This is a genomic window from Streptomyces sp. NPDC037242, from assembly GCF_055604165.1.
Map to the genome: position 1 here is coordinate 157,265 of NZ_JBVJUY010000005.1, position 16,984 is coordinate 174,248.

17 protein-coding genes are annotated in these 16,984 nt (G+C 73.9%); 11 read left to right on the forward strand and 6 right to left on the reverse strand.

What is annotated here, in order from left to right; genetic code table 11:
• Positions 1–82: 82 nt before the first annotated feature.
• Both ACZ7GJ_RS08865 and ACZ7GJ_RS08870 read left to right on the forward strand, forming a co-directional pair.
• Entirely contained in the window at positions 83–442 is a 360-nt protein-coding gene (locus ACZ7GJ_RS08865) for a histidine triad nucleotide-binding protein (RefSeq protein WP_470750455.1), read from the forward strand.
• Between the two features lie 3 nt (positions 443–445).
• A complete protein-coding gene (locus tag ACZ7GJ_RS08870) occupies positions 446–1,351 on the forward strand; it encodes a ribonuclease Z (RefSeq protein ID WP_470750456.1) in 906 nt (301 codons plus the stop codon).
• A gap of 93 nt (positions 1,352–1,444) precedes the next feature.
• On the opposite strand, the gene ACZ7GJ_RS08875 is transcribed toward ACZ7GJ_RS08870, so the two are convergent.
• Positions 1,445–2,818: an MFS transporter gene (locus tag ACZ7GJ_RS08875; RefSeq protein ID WP_470750457.1), complete on the reverse strand. Its 1,374-nt coding sequence runs from the start codon at positions 2,816–2,818 to the stop codon at positions 1,445–1,447.
• Positions 2,819–3,111: 293 nt separating this feature from the next.
• On the opposite strand from ACZ7GJ_RS08875, the gene ACZ7GJ_RS08880 reads away from it, so the two are divergent.
• The 6 genes from ACZ7GJ_RS08880 to ACZ7GJ_RS08905 all read left to right on the forward strand — a co-directional run bounded on the left by ACZ7GJ_RS08880 (position 3,112) and on the right by ACZ7GJ_RS08905 (position 8,085).
• A complete protein-coding gene (locus ACZ7GJ_RS08880) occupies positions 3,112–4,182 on the forward strand; it encodes a carbohydrate kinase family protein (protein WP_470750556.1) in 1,071 nt (356 codons plus the stop codon).
• A gap of 129 nt (positions 4,183–4,311) precedes the next feature.
• On the forward strand, positions 4,312–5,358 hold the full coding sequence (locus ACZ7GJ_RS08885) for a PhoH family protein (protein ID WP_470750458.1): 1,047 nt from the start codon (positions 4,312–4,314) through the stop codon (positions 5,356–5,358).
• 13 nt (positions 5,359–5,371) lie between these two features.
• Complete coding sequence (gene ybeY / locus ACZ7GJ_RS08890; protein WP_470750459.1) at positions 5,372–5,869, forward strand: rRNA maturation RNase YbeY; 498 nt, start codon at positions 5,372–5,374, stop codon at positions 5,867–5,869.
• The gene (locus ACZ7GJ_RS08895; protein ID WP_470750460.1) at positions 5,866–7,170 is read left to right on the forward strand and encodes a hemolysin family protein; all 1,305 of its coding nucleotides are present in this window, start codon (positions 5,866–5,868) and stop codon (positions 7,168–7,170) included. Before ybeY ends, ACZ7GJ_RS08895 begins: the two co-directional genes overlap by 4 nt.
• On the forward strand, positions 7,167–7,529 hold the full coding sequence (locus tag ACZ7GJ_RS08900) for an MmcQ/YjbR family DNA-binding protein (protein ID WP_470750461.1): 363 nt from the start codon (positions 7,167–7,169) through the stop codon (positions 7,527–7,529). Before ACZ7GJ_RS08895 ends, ACZ7GJ_RS08900 begins: the two co-directional genes overlap by 4 nt.
• 202 nt (positions 7,530–7,731) lie before the next feature.
• Entirely contained in the window at positions 7,732–8,085 is a 354-nt protein-coding gene (locus ACZ7GJ_RS08905) for a cytidine deaminase (RefSeq protein WP_365924586.1), read from the forward strand.
• 23 nt (positions 8,086–8,108) lie between these two features.
• On the opposite strand, the gene ACZ7GJ_RS08910 is transcribed toward ACZ7GJ_RS08905, so the two are convergent.
• Positions 8,109–9,446 carry an MFS transporter gene (locus ACZ7GJ_RS08910; RefSeq protein WP_470750462.1) on the reverse strand — a complete coding sequence of 446 codons (1,338 nt, stop codon included), beginning with the start codon at positions 9,444–9,446 and terminating at the stop codon, positions 8,109–8,111.
• A gap of 71 nt (positions 9,447–9,517) precedes the next feature.
• On the opposite strand from ACZ7GJ_RS08910, the gene ACZ7GJ_RS08915 reads away from it, so the two are divergent.
• The 3 genes from ACZ7GJ_RS08915 (at position 9,518) to era (ending at position 13,865) form a co-directional block, all read left to right on the forward strand.
• Entirely contained in the window at positions 9,518–10,525 is a 1,008-nt protein-coding gene (locus ACZ7GJ_RS08915) for a GlxA family transcriptional regulator (RefSeq protein ID WP_470750463.1), read from the forward strand.
• A gap of 140 nt (positions 10,526–10,665) precedes the next feature.
• Positions 10,666–11,976 carry a WxL domain-containing protein gene (locus ACZ7GJ_RS08920; protein WP_470750464.1) on the forward strand — a complete coding sequence of 437 codons (1,311 nt, stop codon included), beginning with the start codon at positions 10,666–10,668 and terminating at the stop codon, positions 11,974–11,976.
• 938 nt (positions 11,977–12,914) lie between these two features.
• Positions 12,915–13,865: a GTPase Era gene (gene era / locus ACZ7GJ_RS08925; RefSeq protein ID WP_365924707.1), complete on the forward strand. Its 951-nt coding sequence runs from the start codon at positions 12,915–12,917 to the stop codon at positions 13,863–13,865.
• Between the two features lie 19 nt (positions 13,866–13,884).
• Here the strand turns inward: era and ACZ7GJ_RS08930 are convergent, their stop codons facing one another.
• The 4 genes from ACZ7GJ_RS08930 to ACZ7GJ_RS08945 form a co-directional block, all read right to left on the reverse strand.
• Positions 13,885–14,544 carry an SAM-dependent methyltransferase gene (locus tag ACZ7GJ_RS08930; protein WP_470750465.1) on the reverse strand — a complete coding sequence of 220 codons (660 nt, stop codon included), beginning with the start codon at positions 14,542–14,544 and terminating at the stop codon, positions 13,885–13,887.
• Between the two features lie 90 nt (positions 14,545–14,634).
• Positions 14,635–15,462 (reverse strand): GNAT family N-acetyltransferase, encoded by an 828-nt coding sequence (locus tag ACZ7GJ_RS08935; RefSeq protein WP_470750466.1) that lies wholly within the window; start codon positions 15,460–15,462, stop codon positions 14,635–14,637.
• Positions 15,463–15,549: 87 nt separating this feature from the next.
• Complete coding sequence (locus ACZ7GJ_RS08940) at positions 15,550–15,819, reverse strand: protealysin inhibitor emfourin (protein ID WP_470750467.1); 270 nt, start codon at positions 15,817–15,819, stop codon at positions 15,550–15,552.
• 10 nt (positions 15,820–15,829) lie between these two features.
• On the reverse strand, positions 15,830–16,891 hold the full coding sequence (locus ACZ7GJ_RS08945) for a M4 family metallopeptidase (RefSeq protein ID WP_470750468.1): 1,062 nt from the start codon (positions 16,889–16,891) through the stop codon (positions 15,830–15,832).
• Between the last annotated feature and the right edge of the window lie 93 nt (positions 16,892–16,984).

Sequence of the window (16,984 nt, forward strand, 5' to 3'; positions counted from 1 at the left end):
TCCTGACGGGTTGCCGGATACGATGCCCGGGCTGATCAACGTCACGCCAACGTCCACGCCAACGTCATCGGAAGGCTCAGCCATGGCCGGGGAACCGCAGGCCGACTGCCTGTTCTGCAAGATCGTCACAGGGGACATCCCGGCGACCGTCGTCCGGGAGACCGAGACGACCGTCGCCTTCCGGGACATCAACCCGCAGGCGCCGTCCCACGTGCTCGTCATCCCGAAGGTGCACTACCCCGACGCCGCCACCCTCGCCGCCGCCGAGCCGGCCATCGCCGCGGACCTGCTGCGCGAGGCCGGGCAGGTCGCCGCCGACGAGAAGGTCGACGACCACGGCTACCGGGTCGTGTTCAACACCGGCGCCGGCGCCGGCCAGACCGTCTTCCACGCCCACGCGCACGTCCTCGGGGGCCGCGGCCTCCAGTGGCCCCCCGGATAAGACGTGTCCGTACGCGAGTTCGTGGTGCTGGGCACCGCCAGCCAGGTGCCCACCCGCCACCGCAACCACAACGGCTACCTGCTGCGCTGGGACGGCGAGGGCATCCTCTTCGACCCCGGCGAGGGCACCCAGCGCCAGATGCTCAGGGCCGGGGTGGCCGCGCACGACATCAACCGGATCTGCGTCACCCACTTCCACGGTGACCACAGCCTCGGCCTCGCCGGGGTGATCCAGCGCATCAACCTCGACCGGGTCCCGCACCCCGTCACCGCGCACTACCCGGCTTCCGGGCAGCGGTTCTTCGACCGGCTGCGGTACGCCACGGCCTACCGCGAGACCGTGGAACTGGCCGAGGCGCCGGTGGCCGAGGGCGGGGTACTGGCGCGCGGGGACTCGTACGTCCTGGAGGCCCGCAGGCTCTCGCACCCGGTGGAGTCCTTCGGCTACCGGATCACCGAGCCCGACGGGCGCCGGATACTGCCGGAGCTGCTCGCGCGGCACGGCATCAAGGGGCCGGACGTGGGCCGGATCCAGCGCGAGGGGCGGCTGGACGGGGTCACGCTGGAGGACGTCAGCGAGCCGAAGCCGGGGCAGCGGTTCGCCTTCGTCATGGACACCCGGCTCTGCGCGGGCGTGGACGAGCTCGCGGAGGGCTGCGACATGCTGGTGATCGAGTCGACGTTCCTCGACGCGGATGTCCAGCTGGCGACGGACCACGGGCACCTCACGGCGGGCCAGGCCGCCGGGGTCGCGCGCGAGGCGGGTGTCCGGCACCTGGTGCTGACGCACTTCTCGCAGCGGTACACCGACCCGTCGGAGTTCGAACGCGAGGCGCGGGCCGCCGGGTTCGAGGGCGAGCTGACGATCGCGGCGGATCTGACCCGCGTCGCGCTGCCGAAGCGGCTCTGACGGCGCGGCCCCGCCCGGCCGCCCCGGCGCGGCCCGCCCCCGAGTGCGCGCTGCGGCGCGGCTGCCGGGGGCCCGCCCCCGGACCCGCGCGCCTCAAACGCCGGCGAGGCTGGATTCCGGCTGATGCCGCCGCTCGGCGACCTCAGCTCCGCCGGTGTTCGAGGCGCAGGCCGGTGCGGCGCCCGGTGTCGCGTCCGGCCCGTCCGGTGCTTGTGGACCGGGGTCCGGGCAGGGCCCGGGGAATGGTGGAAGGGCGGGTAGGGGGACGGCTCCGCGCAGTGGACCCGGCGCTCCCGACCGGCACCCGGCGGACGGAGTCCGGCGCAGCGGCGCGCCGGGGGAGGGGATGCGCAGCGCGACCGCCGCCATCGGGCCGGCCACCGCCAGCAGCAGTCCGCCCAGCGCCAGGCCCATGCCCGGGAACCCCGCGCCCTCGGCGAGCAGGCTCCCGGTGACGGGCCCGCACGCCACCCCGAGGGAGGACGCGGAGCCGGCCAGCACGGCCCACCGCCCGCGCGGGTCCAGGGCGGCCGCGAGGCCGATGGCGTACGAGAGGACGATCGGGTAGAGCGCGTTCCACAGGATCTCCCCGGCGGCGAAGCCGGCGAGGTCGCGGGCGCTGGAGGACAGCACCACGCAGCACGCGATGAGCACCGTACCCGCCCCGATCGGCACCGCCCGGCCGAGCCGGGCGCCGAGCGCGGAGGCGGCCGTGACCCCGAGCAGGCCCGCGCCGAGGGCCGCGGCGAAGACGATGCCCAGGGTGACCTCGGACAGGCCCGCCTGCTGGGCGCCGATGCGGCCGCTGACTCCCCACAGGGCGTTCTGGGCCAGCGACCACAGCATCAGCGCGCCGGCCAGCACCGCCCCGGCGCGCGGGTACGGCAGCCGCCCGCGGGCCCGTACGGCGGGACCCCGGTCGGCGGGCCCGCCGAGCCGGCCCGTCGCCGGCCACACCAGCGCGGCGACCAGGGCGATGGCCGTGAACGGCAGCGAGTGTCCGCCGCCGAGCCGCGGCAGGGTCAGGTACAGCGCCCCGGCGGTGGCCGACACCGAGAGCAGGCCGAGCGCGGAGGTGCGGTGCGGGTCCCGCTGCGCGGCGATCCCGGACGCGGCCACGGCGGTGGCGGTACCGGAGCCGAAGCCCCCGACGACCGCGCCCGCGACGACGAGCGGGAGCAGGCTGGTCGCGGCGGCCGTGCCGTAGCCCGCGACGGCGAGCAGCAGCCCGAGCCGGGCCAGCGGGCGGGGCCCGTGGCGGGGGATCCGCGAGGCGAGGGCGAACCCGGCGGCGGCGGAGCCGAGCAGCAGGACCGAGCCGATCAGGCCGGCCTGCGCGGGACTCAGCGGGAGGTGCGCGTCGAGGCGGCCGACGACGGTCGGGAGCAGGTACGGAGCGACGTAACCGGCGGTGAAGAGGGCGACGAGCGGCCGGGCGGCGGGCGGCGCGGGGGTGTGCGAGGGCACGGGCGTTCCAGGTGGTGCGAGGGTGGTGCGGGGGACGCCGCGAAGAGAGCGGGGCCCATGTCTATCAAGCGGCCGGAGTTGCGGAGAAGAGCACTTCGGTGGTGATCTGCGTCACACTGGGTTTTGATTCGCGCTCAGGAGGGGAAAGCTCCGAGCTTTCCGCCCGAACTCCGGGGCGCGCACCCCCTTGCAGAAACGACCCTTCGCCACTTCAATCCGCACACGCACCAAACGGGGAGTACACCGTGACCAGTCGGAACGACCGCAACAGCCGCTCCACCGCCGGGGATGCCGTGGACAGTGCGGCCGACGTGGACCCGCTCGGCCCGCTGCGCGACCCCGGGGAGCCGGGCTGCGACGTCTTCCTGACCGGCACGGTCTTCCTCGACATCATCTTCACGGGCCTCGACTCGGCCCCCGTGCGCGGTACGGAGTCCTGGGCGCGCGGCATGGGCTCCAGCCCCGGCGGCGTCGCCAACATGGCCACCGCACTGGCCAGGCTCGGCCTGCGCACCTCGCTGGCCGCGGCCTTCGGGGACGACCACTACGGCGAGTACTGCTGGGACGCGCTCGAACAGGGCGAGGGCATCGACCTGTCGATGTCGCGGACCGTGCCCGGCTGGCACAGCCCCGTCACGGTCTCCATGGCGTACGAGGGCGAGCGCACGATGGTCTCGCACGGCCACGAGGCACCGCCCCCCGCGGGCCCCTTCCCGCAGTGCCCCCCGGCGGCCCGCGCCGCCGTGGCCTCGCTGGGGCCGGGCGGCGGGGAGGAATGGGTCGCGCAGGCCGCGCGGCGCGGCTCGCGGGTCTTCGCCGACGTGGGGTGGGACGAGAGCGGTCGCTGGGACCTCGCGGCGCTGGCCGACCTGGAGCACTGCGAGGCCTTCCTGCCGAACGCGGGGGAGGCGATGCGGTACACGCGGACCGACTGCCCGCGGGCGGCGGCCCGGGCGCTGGCCGACAAGGTGCCGATCGCGGTGGTGACCATGGGCGCGGAGGGCTCGTACGCGGTGGACGGCCGCACCGGCGAGACGGCGGAGGTCCCGGCGATCACGGTGGACGCCCTGGACCCGACCGGCGCCGGCGACGTCTACGTGGCGGGGTTCGTCACCGGCACCCTGGCGGGGTGGCCGCTGGCGGACCGGCTGGCCTTCGCGGGCCTCACCGCGGCCCTGTCGGTGCAGGAGTTCGGCGGCTCCCTGTCGGCCCCCGGCTGGCCGGAGGTGTCCGACTGGTGGCGGGCCGCCCCGCAGGACCTGCGAGGCCGCTACGCCTTCCTGGACGCGCTGGTCCCCCCGGGCGCCGGACCCGCGGCGCGCCGCCGGGCGGTCCCGACGATCGGCTTCCGGCACCCGGCGTAGCGAGCGCCCCGCGGGCACCTGGAAAACCCCTCGGGGAAGGCGCGGTGGCGACGTAGGCTTGGTATTCCGGAGGTCGACGATCGGCGCGGCCCCTCAGCGGGAGGTATGCGCAGGCCACAGTGCCGGCCCATGACTCAGACACCGACAGCCCACATCCCCGCGCCGGGGCAGGCGCGAGCCCACTTCACCGTTCCGGCCACGCACCCGATGGTCACGGTCCTCGGCTCGGGCGACGCTCTGTTGCGCGTGATCGAGAAGGCCTTCCCGAAGGCCGACATCCATGTTCGGGGCAATCAGGTCAGCGCGATCGGCGAAGCGGCGGAAGTCGCTCTGATCCAGCGCCTGTTCGACGAGATGATGCTGGTGCTCCGCACCGGGCAGCCGATGACGGAGGACGCAGTGGAACGCTCGATCGCCATGCTCAAGTCGAGCGGCAACGGCCAGGGCCCGGACGAGACCCCCGCCGAGGTGCTCACCCAGAACATCCTCTCCAGCCGCGGGCGCACCATCCGCCCCAAGACCCTCAACCAGAAGCGGTACGTCGACGCGATCGACAAGAACACGATCGTGTTCGGCATCGGCCCCGCCGGTACCGGCAAGACCTACCTCGCCATGGCCAAGGCGGTCCAGGCCCTGCAGTCCAAGCAGGTCAGCCGGATCATCCTGACCCGCCCCGCCGTCGAGGCCGGCGAGCGCCTCGGCTTCCTGCCGGGCACGCTCTTCGACAAGATCGACCCGTACCTGCGCCCGCTCTACGACGCCCTGCACGACATGATCGACCCCGACTCGATCCCCCGCCTGATGGCGGCGGGCACCATCGAGGTGGCCCCGCTGGCATACATGCGTGGCAGGACGCTCAATGAGGCCTTCGTCGTGCTCGACGAGGCGCAGAACACGACCGCCGAGCAGATGAAGATGTTCCTGACGCGGCTCGGCTTCGACTCGAAGATCGTCGTCACCGGTGACGTCACGCAGGTCGACCTGCCGGGTGGCGCCAAGAGCGGGCTGCGCCAGGTCCAGGAGATCCTCGAAGGGGTGCCGGACATCCACTTCTCGCGGCTCACGTCCGAGGATGTCGTCCGGCACAAGCTGGTCGGCCGTATCGTCGATGCGTACGAGAAGTACGACGACAGCCAGGACGCCCACCAGTCCCGGAACGGTTACCAGCGGAAGTAGAAGTCAGCGCACCATGTCGATCGACGTCAACAACGAGTCCGGAACCGAGGTCGACGAGCAGGCGATCCTCGACATCGCCCGCTACGCGCTCACCCGGATGCGGATCCACCCGCTCTCCGAGCTCTCCGTCATCGTCGTCGACGAGGCGGCGATGGAGCAGCTCCACATCCAGTGGATGGACCTGCCCGGACCCACCGACGTCATGTCGTTCCCGATGGACGAGCTCCGTCCGCCGGCGAAGGACGACGCGGAGCCCCCGCAGGGGCTCCTCGGTGACATCGTGCTCTGCCCCGAGGTGGCCAAGAAGCAGGGCGAAGAGGCCCCGACGCAGCACTCCATGGACGAGGAGCTCCAACTCCTGACCGTCCACGGGGTGCTGCACCTGCTCGGCTACGACCACGAGGAGCCGGACGAGAAGGCCGAGATGTTCGGCCTGCAGGCGGCCATCGTCGACGGCTGGCGCGGCGAGCGGGGGATGACCGGCGCCTCGCCCGCCCCGACCGTCTCGTGACCGCGCCCCAACTGATCGCCGGTGCGGTCCTGCTGGTGGTGGTGGCCTGGTTCGCGGCGTGCGCCGAGTCCGGGATCGCCCGGATCTCCGGCTTCCGCGCCGAGCAGGCCGTACGCGACGGGCGGCGCGGCAGCGCCAAGCTGCTCCAGGTCGCCGGTGACCCGACGCGCTACCTCAACGTCGCGCTGCTGGTCCGGGTCACCTGCGAGATGGCGGCGGGCGTGCTCGTCACCTACGTGTGCCTCGACGCGTTCGGCGAGAACTGGACCGCGCTGCTCGTGGCCATCGCGGTGATGGTGCTGGTCTCCTTCGTCGCCGTGGGCGTGTCCCCGCGCACGATCGGCCGCCAGCACCCACTCAACACCGCGACGGCGGCCGCGTACGTACTCGTGCCGCTGGCCCGGGTCATGGGGCCGATCCCGCAGCTGCTGATCCTCATCGGCAACGCGCTCACGCCCGGGAAGGGCTTCCGCAAGGGGCCGTTCGCCTCCGAGGCCGAGCTGCGCGCGATGGTGGACCTGGCGGAGAAGGAATCGCTGATCGAGGACGACGAGCGCCGGATGGTGCACCAGGTCTTCGAGCTGGGCGACACCCTGGTGCGCGAGGTGATGGTGCCGCGTACGGACCTGATCTGCATCGAGCGGTACAAGACGGTCCGTCAGGCGACCACGCTCGCGCTGCGGTCGGGCTTCTCGCGGATCCCGGTGACCGGGGAGAACGAGGACGACATCGTCGGCATCGTGTACCTGAAGGACCTGGTCCGCAAGACCCACATCAGCCGGGAGACGGAGGCCGACCTGGTGTCCACGGTGATGCGGCCCGCGGTGTTCGTGCCGGACACGAAGAACGCGGGCGACCTGCTGCGGGAGATGCAGTCGGTACGCAACCACGTGGCCGTCGTCATCGACGAGTACGGCGGCACGGCGGGCATCGTCACCATCGAGGACATCCTGGAGGAGATCGTCGGCGAAATCACCGACGAGTACGACCGGGAGCTCCCGCCGGTGGAGGACCTCGGGGCCGACCGCTACCGGGTCACGGCGCGGCTGGACATCACCGACCTCGGCGAGCTGTTCAAGGTCGAGGCCTTCGACGACGAGGACGTGGAGACGGTCGGCGGGCTGCTGGCGAAGGCGCTGGGCCGGGTGCCGATCGCGGGCGCCTCGGCGGTGGTGGACCTGCCGGACGGGCGTCCGCTGCGGCTGACGGCCGAGTCCCCGGCGGGGCGGCGGAACAAGATCGTGACCGTGCTGGTGGAGCCGGTGGTCCCGGCGGTGGGCGAAGGCGAGGAGGGCGAGTGACCCCCGAGCAGCTGCGGGCGCTGTGCCTGGACTTCAACGCGGCGGTGGAGGAGTTCCCCTTCACGCCCGAGACCTCGGTGTTCAAGGTGCTGGGGAAGATGTTCGCGCTGTCGGCGCTGGACGCGGAGCCGCTGAAGGTCAACCTCAAGTGCGATCCGGAACAGGCGGTGCGGCTGCGCGAGGAGCACGAGGCGATCGTGCCGGGCTGGCACATGAACAAGCGGCACTGGAACACGGTGACCGTGGGCGGGCCCGGCGGGCTGCCGGACGAGCTGGTGCGGGAGCTGGTGGAGGACTCGTACGACCTGGTGGTCGCGGGCCTGCCGCGGGCGGAACGACTGAGGCTCGACCGCCCGTGAGGTGAAACGCCTGTGGGTCCAAGGTCACTGATCCATGTGACCTTCGGATCGCAGGTTTCGCTTATTCAGCGCTTATGTTTATGCCTGCACCGCCAAGATTCGGGGGGATCGGCGGACGGAGGGGAGAGGGGGGGGGGGGGGGGGGGGGGGGGGGGCCCCCCCCCCCCCCCCCCCCCCCCCCCCGCTCCATATGCTTCGGCCTATGACCGACAGCACCGGGATCGACCCCGAAGACAGCAAGATCATCACGCTGGCGCGCAGCGCCCGGGCCCGCAACGGCGTGCCCGAGGGGGCGGCGGTCCGCGACGAGACGGGCCGTACCTACGTCGCCGGGACCGTCGAGCTGGACTCCCTGAAGCTGAGCGCCCTGCAGACGGCGGTCGCGATGGCCGTGGCCAGCGGCGCCCGGTCCCTGGAGGCCGCCGCCGTCGTCAGCGCGGCCGACGCCCCCTCGGAAGCCGACCGCGCGGCGGTCCGGGACCTCGGCGGCCCGGCCACCCCGGTGCTGCTCGCGGCGCCGGACGGCACCCTGAAGTCCACCACGCCGGCGGGCTGACGCCCCGGGGCCTTGGACCTTCCTCAGGCGGCCGAGGGTGAGGGCGGTGCCGACGGCGACGGCGAGACCGGAACCGTCCGGCGCCGGATCACCATCGCCATCAGGGCGGCCAGCGCGCACAGCGCCCCCGACGCGTACCAGACCAGGTCGTACGAGCCGGTCACGTCGCGCGCCAGGCCGCCGAGGAAGGCCACCAGCGCCGCGCCCACCTGGTGCGAGGCCAGCACCCAGCCGAAGACGATCGCGCTGTCCTCCCCGTAGTGCTCGCGGCACAGCGCGATGGTCGGCGGGACGGTCGCGACCCAGTCCAGGCCGTAGAAGACGATGAAGAACACCATCGGCGGGTGCACCGACGGGGCCAGCAGCATCGGCAGGAACAGCAGCGAGACCCCGCGCAGGGCGTAGTAGACGGCGAGCAGGCGGCGCGCTTCGAAGCGGTCCGTGAACCAGCCCGAGGCGATGGTGCCGATCACGTCGAAGACGCCGATCACCGCCAGCAGGCCGGCCGCCGCCGTCACCGGCATGCCGTGGTCGTGCGCCGCGGGCACGAAATGGGTCTTGACCAGCCCGTTCGTCGAGGCCCCGCAGATCGCGAAGGTGCCCGCCAGCAGCCAGAACGGGCCGGTCCTGGCCGCCTTGGCCAGCACCGTCAGCGCCCGCCGCGCCGCGCCCGGAACCGGCGCCGGCTTGGGCGCGTACGCACCCCCGTACGGGGCCAGGCCCACGTCGGCCGGGTGGTCGCGCAGCAGCAGCCAGACGAAGGGGACGACGGCCAGGGCCGCCAGCGAGACGGTGATCGCCGCCGGGCGCCAGCCGTGGTGTTCCACCAGCCAGGACAGCAGTGGCAGGAAGACCAGCTGGCCGGAGGCGCCGGCCGCGGTGAGGATGCCGGTCACCAGGCCCCGCCGGGCGGTGAACCAGCGGTTGGTCACCGTCGCCGCGAAGGCCAGTGCCATCGAGCCGCTGCCCAGGCCCACCAGGACGCCCCAGTACAGCACCAGTTGCCAGGGCTCGGTCATCCACACCGTGGCCACCGAGCCCGCGGATATGACGGTCAGCGCGACCGCGACGACCCGGCGGATGCCGAAGCGGTCCATCAGCGCGGCCGCGAACGGCGCGGTGAGCCCGTACAGCGCCAGGTTCACGGAGACGGCGAAGCCGATCGTGCCGCGCGACCAGTCGAACTCCTCGTGCAGCGGCTCGATCAGCAGCCCGGGCAGGGAGGCGAAGGCGGCGGCGCCGATGATCGTCACGAAGGCCACGGCCGCCGCGAACCAGGCGCGGTGGACGCGCCCGGGCCGGCGCGGGGCGGTGGCGGTGGCGGCGGGCGCCTGGGCGGGGGTGGGAGCTGTCCGGTTCACGCAGTCAGCTTCCGGCCCCGGGTGGCCCGCACGACAGTGGCCCGAACGACATGCTTCGGTACGATCGGGCCATGGAACCCGCCACGGCACCGCCCCGGGCGCACCGGGTCGTCGTCCTCGCCCTCGCCGGGCTGCTGCCCTTCGAACTGGGCATCCCGCACCGGATCTTCGGGCGCGCCAAGGATCCGGCCGGTCGGCCGCTGTACGAGATCCTCACCTGCGCACTCGCCCCGGGCCCGGTGCGCACCGACGCCGACTTCGCGGTCCACGTCGAGCACGGCCCGGAGCTGCTCGCCACGGCCGACACCGTGGTGGTGCCCGCCTCCTACGAGCTCGGGCCGGTGTACGAGCACGGCAGGCTCACCGGCGAACTCGCGGCGGCCCTCGCGCACGTCCGCCCCGGCACCCGGCTCGTCTCCATCTGCACGGGCGGGTACGTACTGGCCGCCGCGGGGTACCTGGACGGCCGCCGGGCCACGACCCACTGGGCCTCCGCCGAGCACTTCCAGCGGACGTTCCCCGCCGTACGGGTGGACGCGGGCGTGCTCTACACCGACGACGGGGACGTGCTGACCTCCGCCGGTGTCGCCGCCGGCATCGACCTGTGCATCCACATCGTGCGCCGGGACCACGGCGCGGCCGTCGCGAACGAGGTGGCCCGGCGCACGGTGGTGCCGCCCCACCGGGAGGGCGGCCAGGCGCAGTTCGTCGACCGGCCGGTGCCGAAGCCGCAGCTGGCCAGCACCACGGCGGCCCGGGCGTGGGTGCTGGACCGGCTGCACGAGCCGCTGCGGCTCACCGACCTGGCCCGGCAGGAGGCCGTGTCGGTACGGACCTTCACGCGCCGGTTCCGAGAGGAGTCGGGGGTCAGCCCCGGCGAGTGGATCGTCGGGCAGCGCGTGGAGCGGGCCAGGCGGCTGCTGGAGCGCACGGACCTGCCGATGGAGCAGGTGGCGCGGGAGACGGGCTTCGGGACGGCGCAGTCGCTGCGCAAGCACGTGCAGTCGGCGCTGGGGGTGAGCCCGACGGCCTACCGGCGCACCTTCCGCGCGGGCCCGGGAGATCCTCCCACCTCCTGATGGGACATCAGTTGATGCCGGGTCCGTGCATTGACTTATCCCGCCGCCCGCTCGTGAATGTCCCCCTGGCGGGGCGCGGAACCAGGGGGCGGGCAGTGCGAGCAGGGGCGCGGAACAGGAGATGGTCGGCGGCCGTCGGCATGGCCGTGCTCGCGGCCGCGACCGGGGGCGCGCTCGGTCCGCCCGCCGCCGCCGAGGGGGAGCCGCCGGGGCAGGTGCCCGGCCAGGTGGACTTCCCGACGCACTGCCTGCCGCCGCAGGAGGCCGGCCTGCCGCCCGCCGACGGACCCACCACGGCCCGGATCACGGTCGACAACCCGGCGCCGCGCGTCGGGGACACCGTCACCGTGACGTACCAGGTGACCAGGACCCCCGCCGTGAACCCGGTGGGCGGCGAGCTCCCCGCCGACGTGCTGACCCCGACCGGGCTGGTCGTGCTCGGGGGAGCGCAGGACAGCGCGGTCACCGTCGTCGGGGCAAAGCGGAACGAACCCGTCGGGGCGGGTGCGGTCCTGCCCGCCGTCACCATGACCGGCACCTTCACCGTCACCGCGCCGGGCGGGATCACCCTCGCCCCCGGCGGCTACACCCTGCACACCGCCCACCTGCTCGACCTGGACACCACCTGCGCCGCCGGGGCCCCCGGGGCCGCGGGAGCGCCCCCCGTCGCGGCACGGCTCGCGGCGACCGCGCTGCCCATGGCCAACCTGCGGGGCGTCACGCTCGGCGCGGCCTCCGGGAAACCGGGCGCCATGGTCAAGGTCACCGGCGCCGGCTTCGCCCCCGGCGCGGCCGTGACGGTCGCGGGCCGGGCGGGCGCGGCCGAGACCGCCGACCGGGTCACGGCCACCGCCGACGAGCGGGGCGTGGTCCTGGCGGAGCTGCCGGTCACGGACAGGGCGACCACCGGTGTCGTGGCGTACGAGGGCCCGGCCTGGTCGCCGGGGCAGGGCTCGGGGCCCGCCGCGTACACGGTCATCGGCCCCGCCCCGATGCCGCCGGGCACGCAGAAGGTGACCGCGGTGGTGGAGCCGGGCGCGCTGGGCATGACCCAGACCGGCGAGGCGGTGACCCTGGGCGCGGTCCCGTACGGCGACGGCGGCGCGGCCCCCGGCCGGATCGGGACCGTGACCGTCAAGGACGCGCGCGGCGGCCCGGCCGGGTGGTCCCTGATCGGCAAGGTCACCGACTTCACCGGCCCCGGCGGAGTCCGCATCCCCGGCGCCTCCCTGAGCTGGACCCCGTCCTGCACGGCCGCCGCCGGCAGCCCGAGCACGTGTGCGCCGGGCAGCGCGGGCGTGGTCGGCCCGGACGGCGCCGTCCTCGCCTCCACGCCCGACGCCCCGCTGGTCGGCGGCACCTTCACCGTCGACGCGGCGGTCGCCCTCCAAGTCCCCCCGTACACCGCGCCGGGCGCCTACACCGCGGTGCTGACCCTGACCCTGTCGTGACCCCGCTCCGGCGCCGCCCCGGCCGCACGACCGCGGGCGCCGCCCTGCTGCTCGGGGTGGCCGCGGCCCTCGTACTGCCCGGGTCCGCCGGGCCGGCGGCCGCGGCCGACAACGGGCAGTGGTCGGTGCTCCCCGCCGCCAACGCCGTCGGGCAGCGGCCGTACTTCTACCTCTCCGCCGCCCCCGGCGCCGCCGTCGCCGACTCCGTGACCGTCGCCAACCGCACCGACCGGCCCCGCACCTTCCGCCTCTACGCCGCCGACGCCTACAACACCGCCCGCGACGGCGGCTTCGCCCTGCGCGGCCCCGACGAGCCCCGCCGCGCCACCGCCGCGTGGGCCAGGCTCGACCTGGAGCGGGTCACCGTGCCCGCCCGCGCGGCGGTCAGCGTCGGCTTCACGCTCACCGTCCCCGACCGGGCCGAGCCGGGGGACCACCCCGGCGCCATCGTGGCCATGGAGGACCGCCCGGCCGCCGCCACCGCGCAGGGGATCGGCGTACAGCAGGCCGTCGCCGCCCGGCTCTACCTCCGCGTCACCGGGCCGACCGCCCCCGCCCTGGCCGTCGAGGACCTCCGGGTCGCCTCGCGCGGGCCCGGCGCGGAGGTCTCGTACACCCTGCACAACCTCGGCAACGTCACCCTGCGCCCCCGCGCCACCCTCACCGCCTCCGGAACCCTCGGCCGCCGGCTCCTCACACGGACCCTCACCGGACTTCCGGCCGAACTGCTGCCCGGCCAGGAAGTGCGGCTCAGCACCCGCTGGGAGGACCCGCCCGCGGTGGAATGGGCCCAGGTCACGGTGGACGCGGGGGCCGCCGGGACGACTGACCGGGCGAGCGCCGACTACGCCCGCCACCCCTCCCTGACGAGTCGGCTGGCGGCCCTCCTCGCCCTCGTGGCGGCGGCCTGGTCGGCGCTGGGAGCCGCATCGGGGAGAATGGCCCGTATGAGCGATCGTTCCCCCGAGACCACCGGCCCGCACCGTGCGGGCTTCGCCTGCTTCGTCGGCCGCCCCAACGCGGGGAAGTCGACCCTGACCAACGCACTCGTGGGTACCAAGGTCGCGATCACCTCCAACCGGCCGCAGACCACCCGCCACACCGTCCGCGGCATCGTGCACCGCCCCGACGCCCAGCTCGTCCTGGTCGACACGCCCGGTCTGCACAAGCCGCGCACGCTCCTCGGCGAGCGCCTGAACGACGTCGTGCGGACCACCTGGGCCGAGGTCGACGTCATCGGCTTCTGCCTGCCGGCCGACCAGAAGCTCGGCCCCGGCGACAAGTTCATCGCCAAGGAGCTCGCGGGGATCAAGAAGACCCCCAAGATCGCCATCATCACCAAGACCGACCTGGTCGAGTCCAAGGCCCTGGCCGAGCAGCTCCTCGCCGTCCACCAGCTCGGCGCGGAGCTGGGCTTCGAGTGGGCCGAGATCGTCCCGGTGTCGGCGGTCGGCGACAGCCAGGTCCAGCTGCTGGCCGACCTGATCGCGCCGCTGCTGCCGGAGAGCCCGCCGCTGTACCCGGAGGGCGACCTCACCGACGAGCCCGAGATGGTGATGGTCGCGGAGCTGATCCGCGAGGCCGCCCTCGAAGGCGTACGGGACGAGCTCCCGCACTCCATCGCGGTCGTGGTCGAGGAGATGATCCCCCGGGAGAACCGCCCGGCGGACCGGCCGCTGCTCGACATCCACGCCAACGTCTACATCGAGCGGCCGAGCCAGAAGGGCATCATCATCGGCCCCAAGGGCTCCCGCCTGAAGGAGGTCGGCATGAAGTCGCGCAAGCACATCGAGGCGCTGCTGGGGACGCCGGTCTTCCTCGACCTGCACGTGAAGGTCGCCAAGGACTGGCAGCGCGACCCCAAGCAGCTGCGCAAGCTCGGCTTCTAGTCCCGCCGGTTCCACGGCATCAGGCGAGTCGCCGCACCTTCAGCACGTTGTCCGTACGGGTCCCGGGCCGGCCTTCGGGGTCGGTCAGGGCCTGTACGTGCTCTCCCGTGACCAGCACCTCCCAGGCGCCCTCCGGCAGCTCCAGCTGCCGGAGGACCTCTTCCGGCGTCGGGAAGCCGATCTCCGCGTGCGCGTCGGGGTTCCAGGACGGCCCGCCCGCGTGGCCGACCACCAGCAGGACCCCGCCCGGGGCCACGGCGCCGGCGGCCGTGCGCAGGATCCGGTCGCGCGGGAAGTCCCCGTAGTTGTGCAGGAAGCACGCCGAGACGAGGTCGAACTCCCCCTCGGGGAAGGACTCGGCGAAGTCGTGCCGCTGCAAGTCGACGCGGTCGCCGACACCCGCCTCGGCGGCGTGCTCGGCCGCCCGCCCGAGGGCGACCTTCGAGATGTCGGTCCCGGTGACGTGCCAGCCGCGGCGGGCCAGCCAGACGGCGTCGGCGCCCTCGCCGCAGCCGAGGTCCAGGGCCCGGCCGGGGGCCTGGTCCGCGGCCTCCCGGACCAGGAGCGCGTTGGGCTTGCCGCTCCAGATCCGGGTGCTCTCGCTGTAGCGGCCGTCCCAGAACGCCTCGCCGCCGACGGGCTCGGAGGCGGGGTCCTGGGCGTGTTCGTGCTGGTGCATGGGAGCCTTCTTCCTGTACGGGTCCGGTACTCCCGATGCTCCGCCCGCCCCGGCCCCACGGGCAAACTTCGTTGCCGTTCCGGCAAATCGCTACAGCGGCGGTTCCGCGATCAGGGCAGTACCGGCGTGCCGGAAGCCGAGGCGGCCGTAGATCCGGGCCACGTCCTCGTCGCCCGCCGAGAGGAACACCGTCCGGGCTCCGTGCGCGAGGGCGTCCGCCACCAGCGCCGCCGTCACCGCGAGGGCCAGGCCCTGGCGGCGCGCCGCGGGAAGGGTGCCGACGCCGACGACCTCGGCGACCTCGCCGACCGGGATGTACTGGCCCGCGCACAGCACGACGCCGTCCCGCTCGGCCGCCGCCATGACGGTCCGGCCCGAGGCGATCATTCCGGAGACCCGCTCCCGGCGCGGCTCCACCGCGGGGTCCTGCGCCGCCACCGCCAGTTCCGCGGGGCCGGCCTCGCCCACGGCCGTGCCCGGCGCGGAGAAGGCCAGCATCGGGACCGTCACCGCCGGGCCCAGGAGGGCGTCGTCCGCGCCGAGCACCCGTACGTCCGGCCGCGCGGGCGGGCGTACGGCGGCGGGGTCCAGCACCATCAGCGGGTGCGCGTGGACGTGCAGCCCGGCCGCTTCGGCTGCGGCCCGCAGGGAGGGTGTGGTTTCGGCCACCCACTCGAAGGACTCGGGGACCTTCAGCTCCCGCTGCCGGGCCAGCACCCGCTCCACGTCGGCCACCGAGACCTCGGGGGCGGCCGGGCCGTCCGGGGCGCCCAGCAGGGGCCGCGCGTAGTACGGCCAGCCCGCACCCTCTTGTACGAACAGGGTCAGCGGGCCGATGTCCTCGGCCCGCGCCCCGCCGACCCGCGGGGCCGTGTCGTAGTAGCGCTCAAGCTCGGACAGCAGTGTCTTGTCAGTCATTCGAGCCATCCAAGCAAGTGCGAGCGCCGAGGGCACCTCCTTAAACCGGCGGGTCCCGGCCGTGCGCGGCCGTGCGCGCCCGTGTGCCTAAGCGCCCTCCTTCAGCAGCCGCGATATCAGCGTCCGCTGGGCCTCCGAGAGGTTCGGGTCCTGGCAGAGCACCGTCCGCCCGTCCACCGTGATCCGGTACGAGAACCCGTCCCGCACCCCCTCCGTGGGACGGTCCGGCGCGGCGGGCCGCAGGGCGAGCTGGGCCAGGGCCCGCCACTCGTCCTCGTCGGGCCGGCCCGAGGTGTCCACCTCGGCCCGGCGCTCGATCCCCGCGAAACCGCCCGTCCGCACCACAGAAATCCGCATGCCCGGCCTTCTACCCCAGGCCGACCGCCGACCAAGCCTTCTGCAGGGCCTGGTGCTCGGCGCCGCCGTCGCCGTAGCGCGCCACGGCCGCCGCGACCGTCAGCCGGGCGAAGTCCGCGAACTGCGCGTCCGCGGCCAGCTCCCCGCCGGTCAGGGTGTCGTACCAGATCTGCCCGGCGCGCTCCCAGGCCTTGCCGCCCAACTCGCTGGCCACGAGGTAGAAGGCGTGGTTGGGGATGCCGGAGTTGATGTGGACCCCGCCGTTGTCGCTGGACGTGTGGACGTAGCCGTCCATCGTCGAAGGCTGCGGGTCCTTGCCGAGCACGTCGTCCTCGTACGCCGTCCCGGGCGCCTTCATCGACCGCAGGGCCTGGCCGCTGTCGACGCCCGGCCCGAGCAGCCCCGCGCCGATCAGCCAGTCCGCGTCGGCGGCGCTCTGGTCGAGCGAGTACTGCTTGATGAGGGAGCCGAAGACGTCCGACATGGACTCGTTGAGGGCGCCGGACTGGCCGCGGTACTCCAGGTTCGCCGTGTACTGGGTGACCCCGTGCGTCAGCTCGTGGCCGATGACGTCCACCGACACGGTGAAGTCGAGGAAGAGGTCCCCGTCGCCGTCGCCGAAGACCATCTGGGTGCCGTCCCAGAAGGCGTTGTTGTACCGCCGGCCGTAGTGGACGGTGGCGTCCAGCGGCAGGCCGGCGTCGTCGATCGAGTGGCGTCCGAAGGCCTTGAGGTACAGGTCGAAGGTCGCGCCGAGCCCGGCGTAGGCGCGGTTGACGCTGGCGTCCTGGCTCGCGTCCGCGCCCTCGCCCCGCACCTTCTTGCCGGGCAGCCGGGTGCGGTGCTGGGCGTCGTAGATCGTCCGCTGCGGGGTGTCGGACGGGGTGGCCATCGGAGCGGCGAGGAGGGGGCTGAGCTGTCGCCGGTCGCGGTGGGAGGCGTCGAGCTCAAGGGTCTGGCGTGCGGCGGCGGCCCGGTCGGGGTCCTCGGAGCGGGCGATCCGGTCGAGGACGTGCGGCGGCACGACTCCGCAGACGACGGGGTGGCGGTGGTGAGCGCGGGAGGCATCCATCCCGGCAATGTGGCAGTGAGTGATCCGTGTGTCACTAGGGGCGACCATGATTCATTCGCTTGTCTGAAAGCGGCTGCGCTTCGTTGACGGATC

Excerpts from the sequence above, each read along its gene's own strand:
- era (WP_365924707.1), top strand. The coding sequence starts at position 12,915 with ATGGCCCGTATGAGCGATCGTTCCCCCGAGACCACCGGCCCGCACCGT.
- ACZ7GJ_RS08930 (WP_470750465.1), bottom strand. The coding sequence starts at position 14,544 with ATGCACCAGCACGAACACGCCCAGGACCCCGCCTCCGAGCCCGTCGGC.
- ACZ7GJ_RS08935 (WP_470750466.1), bottom strand. The coding sequence starts at position 15,462 with ATGACTGACAAGACACTGCTGTCCGAGCTTGAGCGCTACTACGACACG.
- ACZ7GJ_RS08915 (WP_470750463.1), top strand. The coding sequence starts at position 9,518 with ATGGAACCCGCCACGGCACCGCCCCGGGCGCACCGGGTCGTCGTCCTC.
- ACZ7GJ_RS08885 (WP_470750458.1), top strand. The coding sequence starts at position 4,312 with ATGACTCAGACACCGACAGCCCACATCCCCGCGCCGGGGCAGGCGCGA.
- ACZ7GJ_RS08905 (WP_365924586.1), top strand. The coding sequence starts at position 7,732 with ATGACCGACAGCACCGGGATCGACCCCGAAGACAGCAAGATCATCACG.
- ACZ7GJ_RS08945 (WP_470750468.1), bottom strand. The coding sequence starts at position 16,891 with ATGGATGCCTCCCGCGCTCACCACCGCCACCCCGTCGTCTGCGGAGTC.
- ybeY (WP_470750459.1), top strand. The coding sequence starts at position 5,372 with ATGTCGATCGACGTCAACAACGAGTCCGGAACCGAGGTCGACGAGCAG.
- ACZ7GJ_RS08920 (WP_470750464.1), top strand. The coding sequence starts at position 10,666 with ATGGCCGTGCTCGCGGCCGCGACCGGGGGCGCGCTCGGTCCGCCCGCC.
- ACZ7GJ_RS08940 (WP_470750467.1), bottom strand. The coding sequence starts at position 15,819 with ATGCGGATTTCTGTGGTGCGGACGGGCGGTTTCGCGGGGATCGAGCGC.
- ACZ7GJ_RS08865 (WP_470750455.1), top strand. The coding sequence starts at position 83 with ATGGCCGGGGAACCGCAGGCCGACTGCCTGTTCTGCAAGATCGTCACA.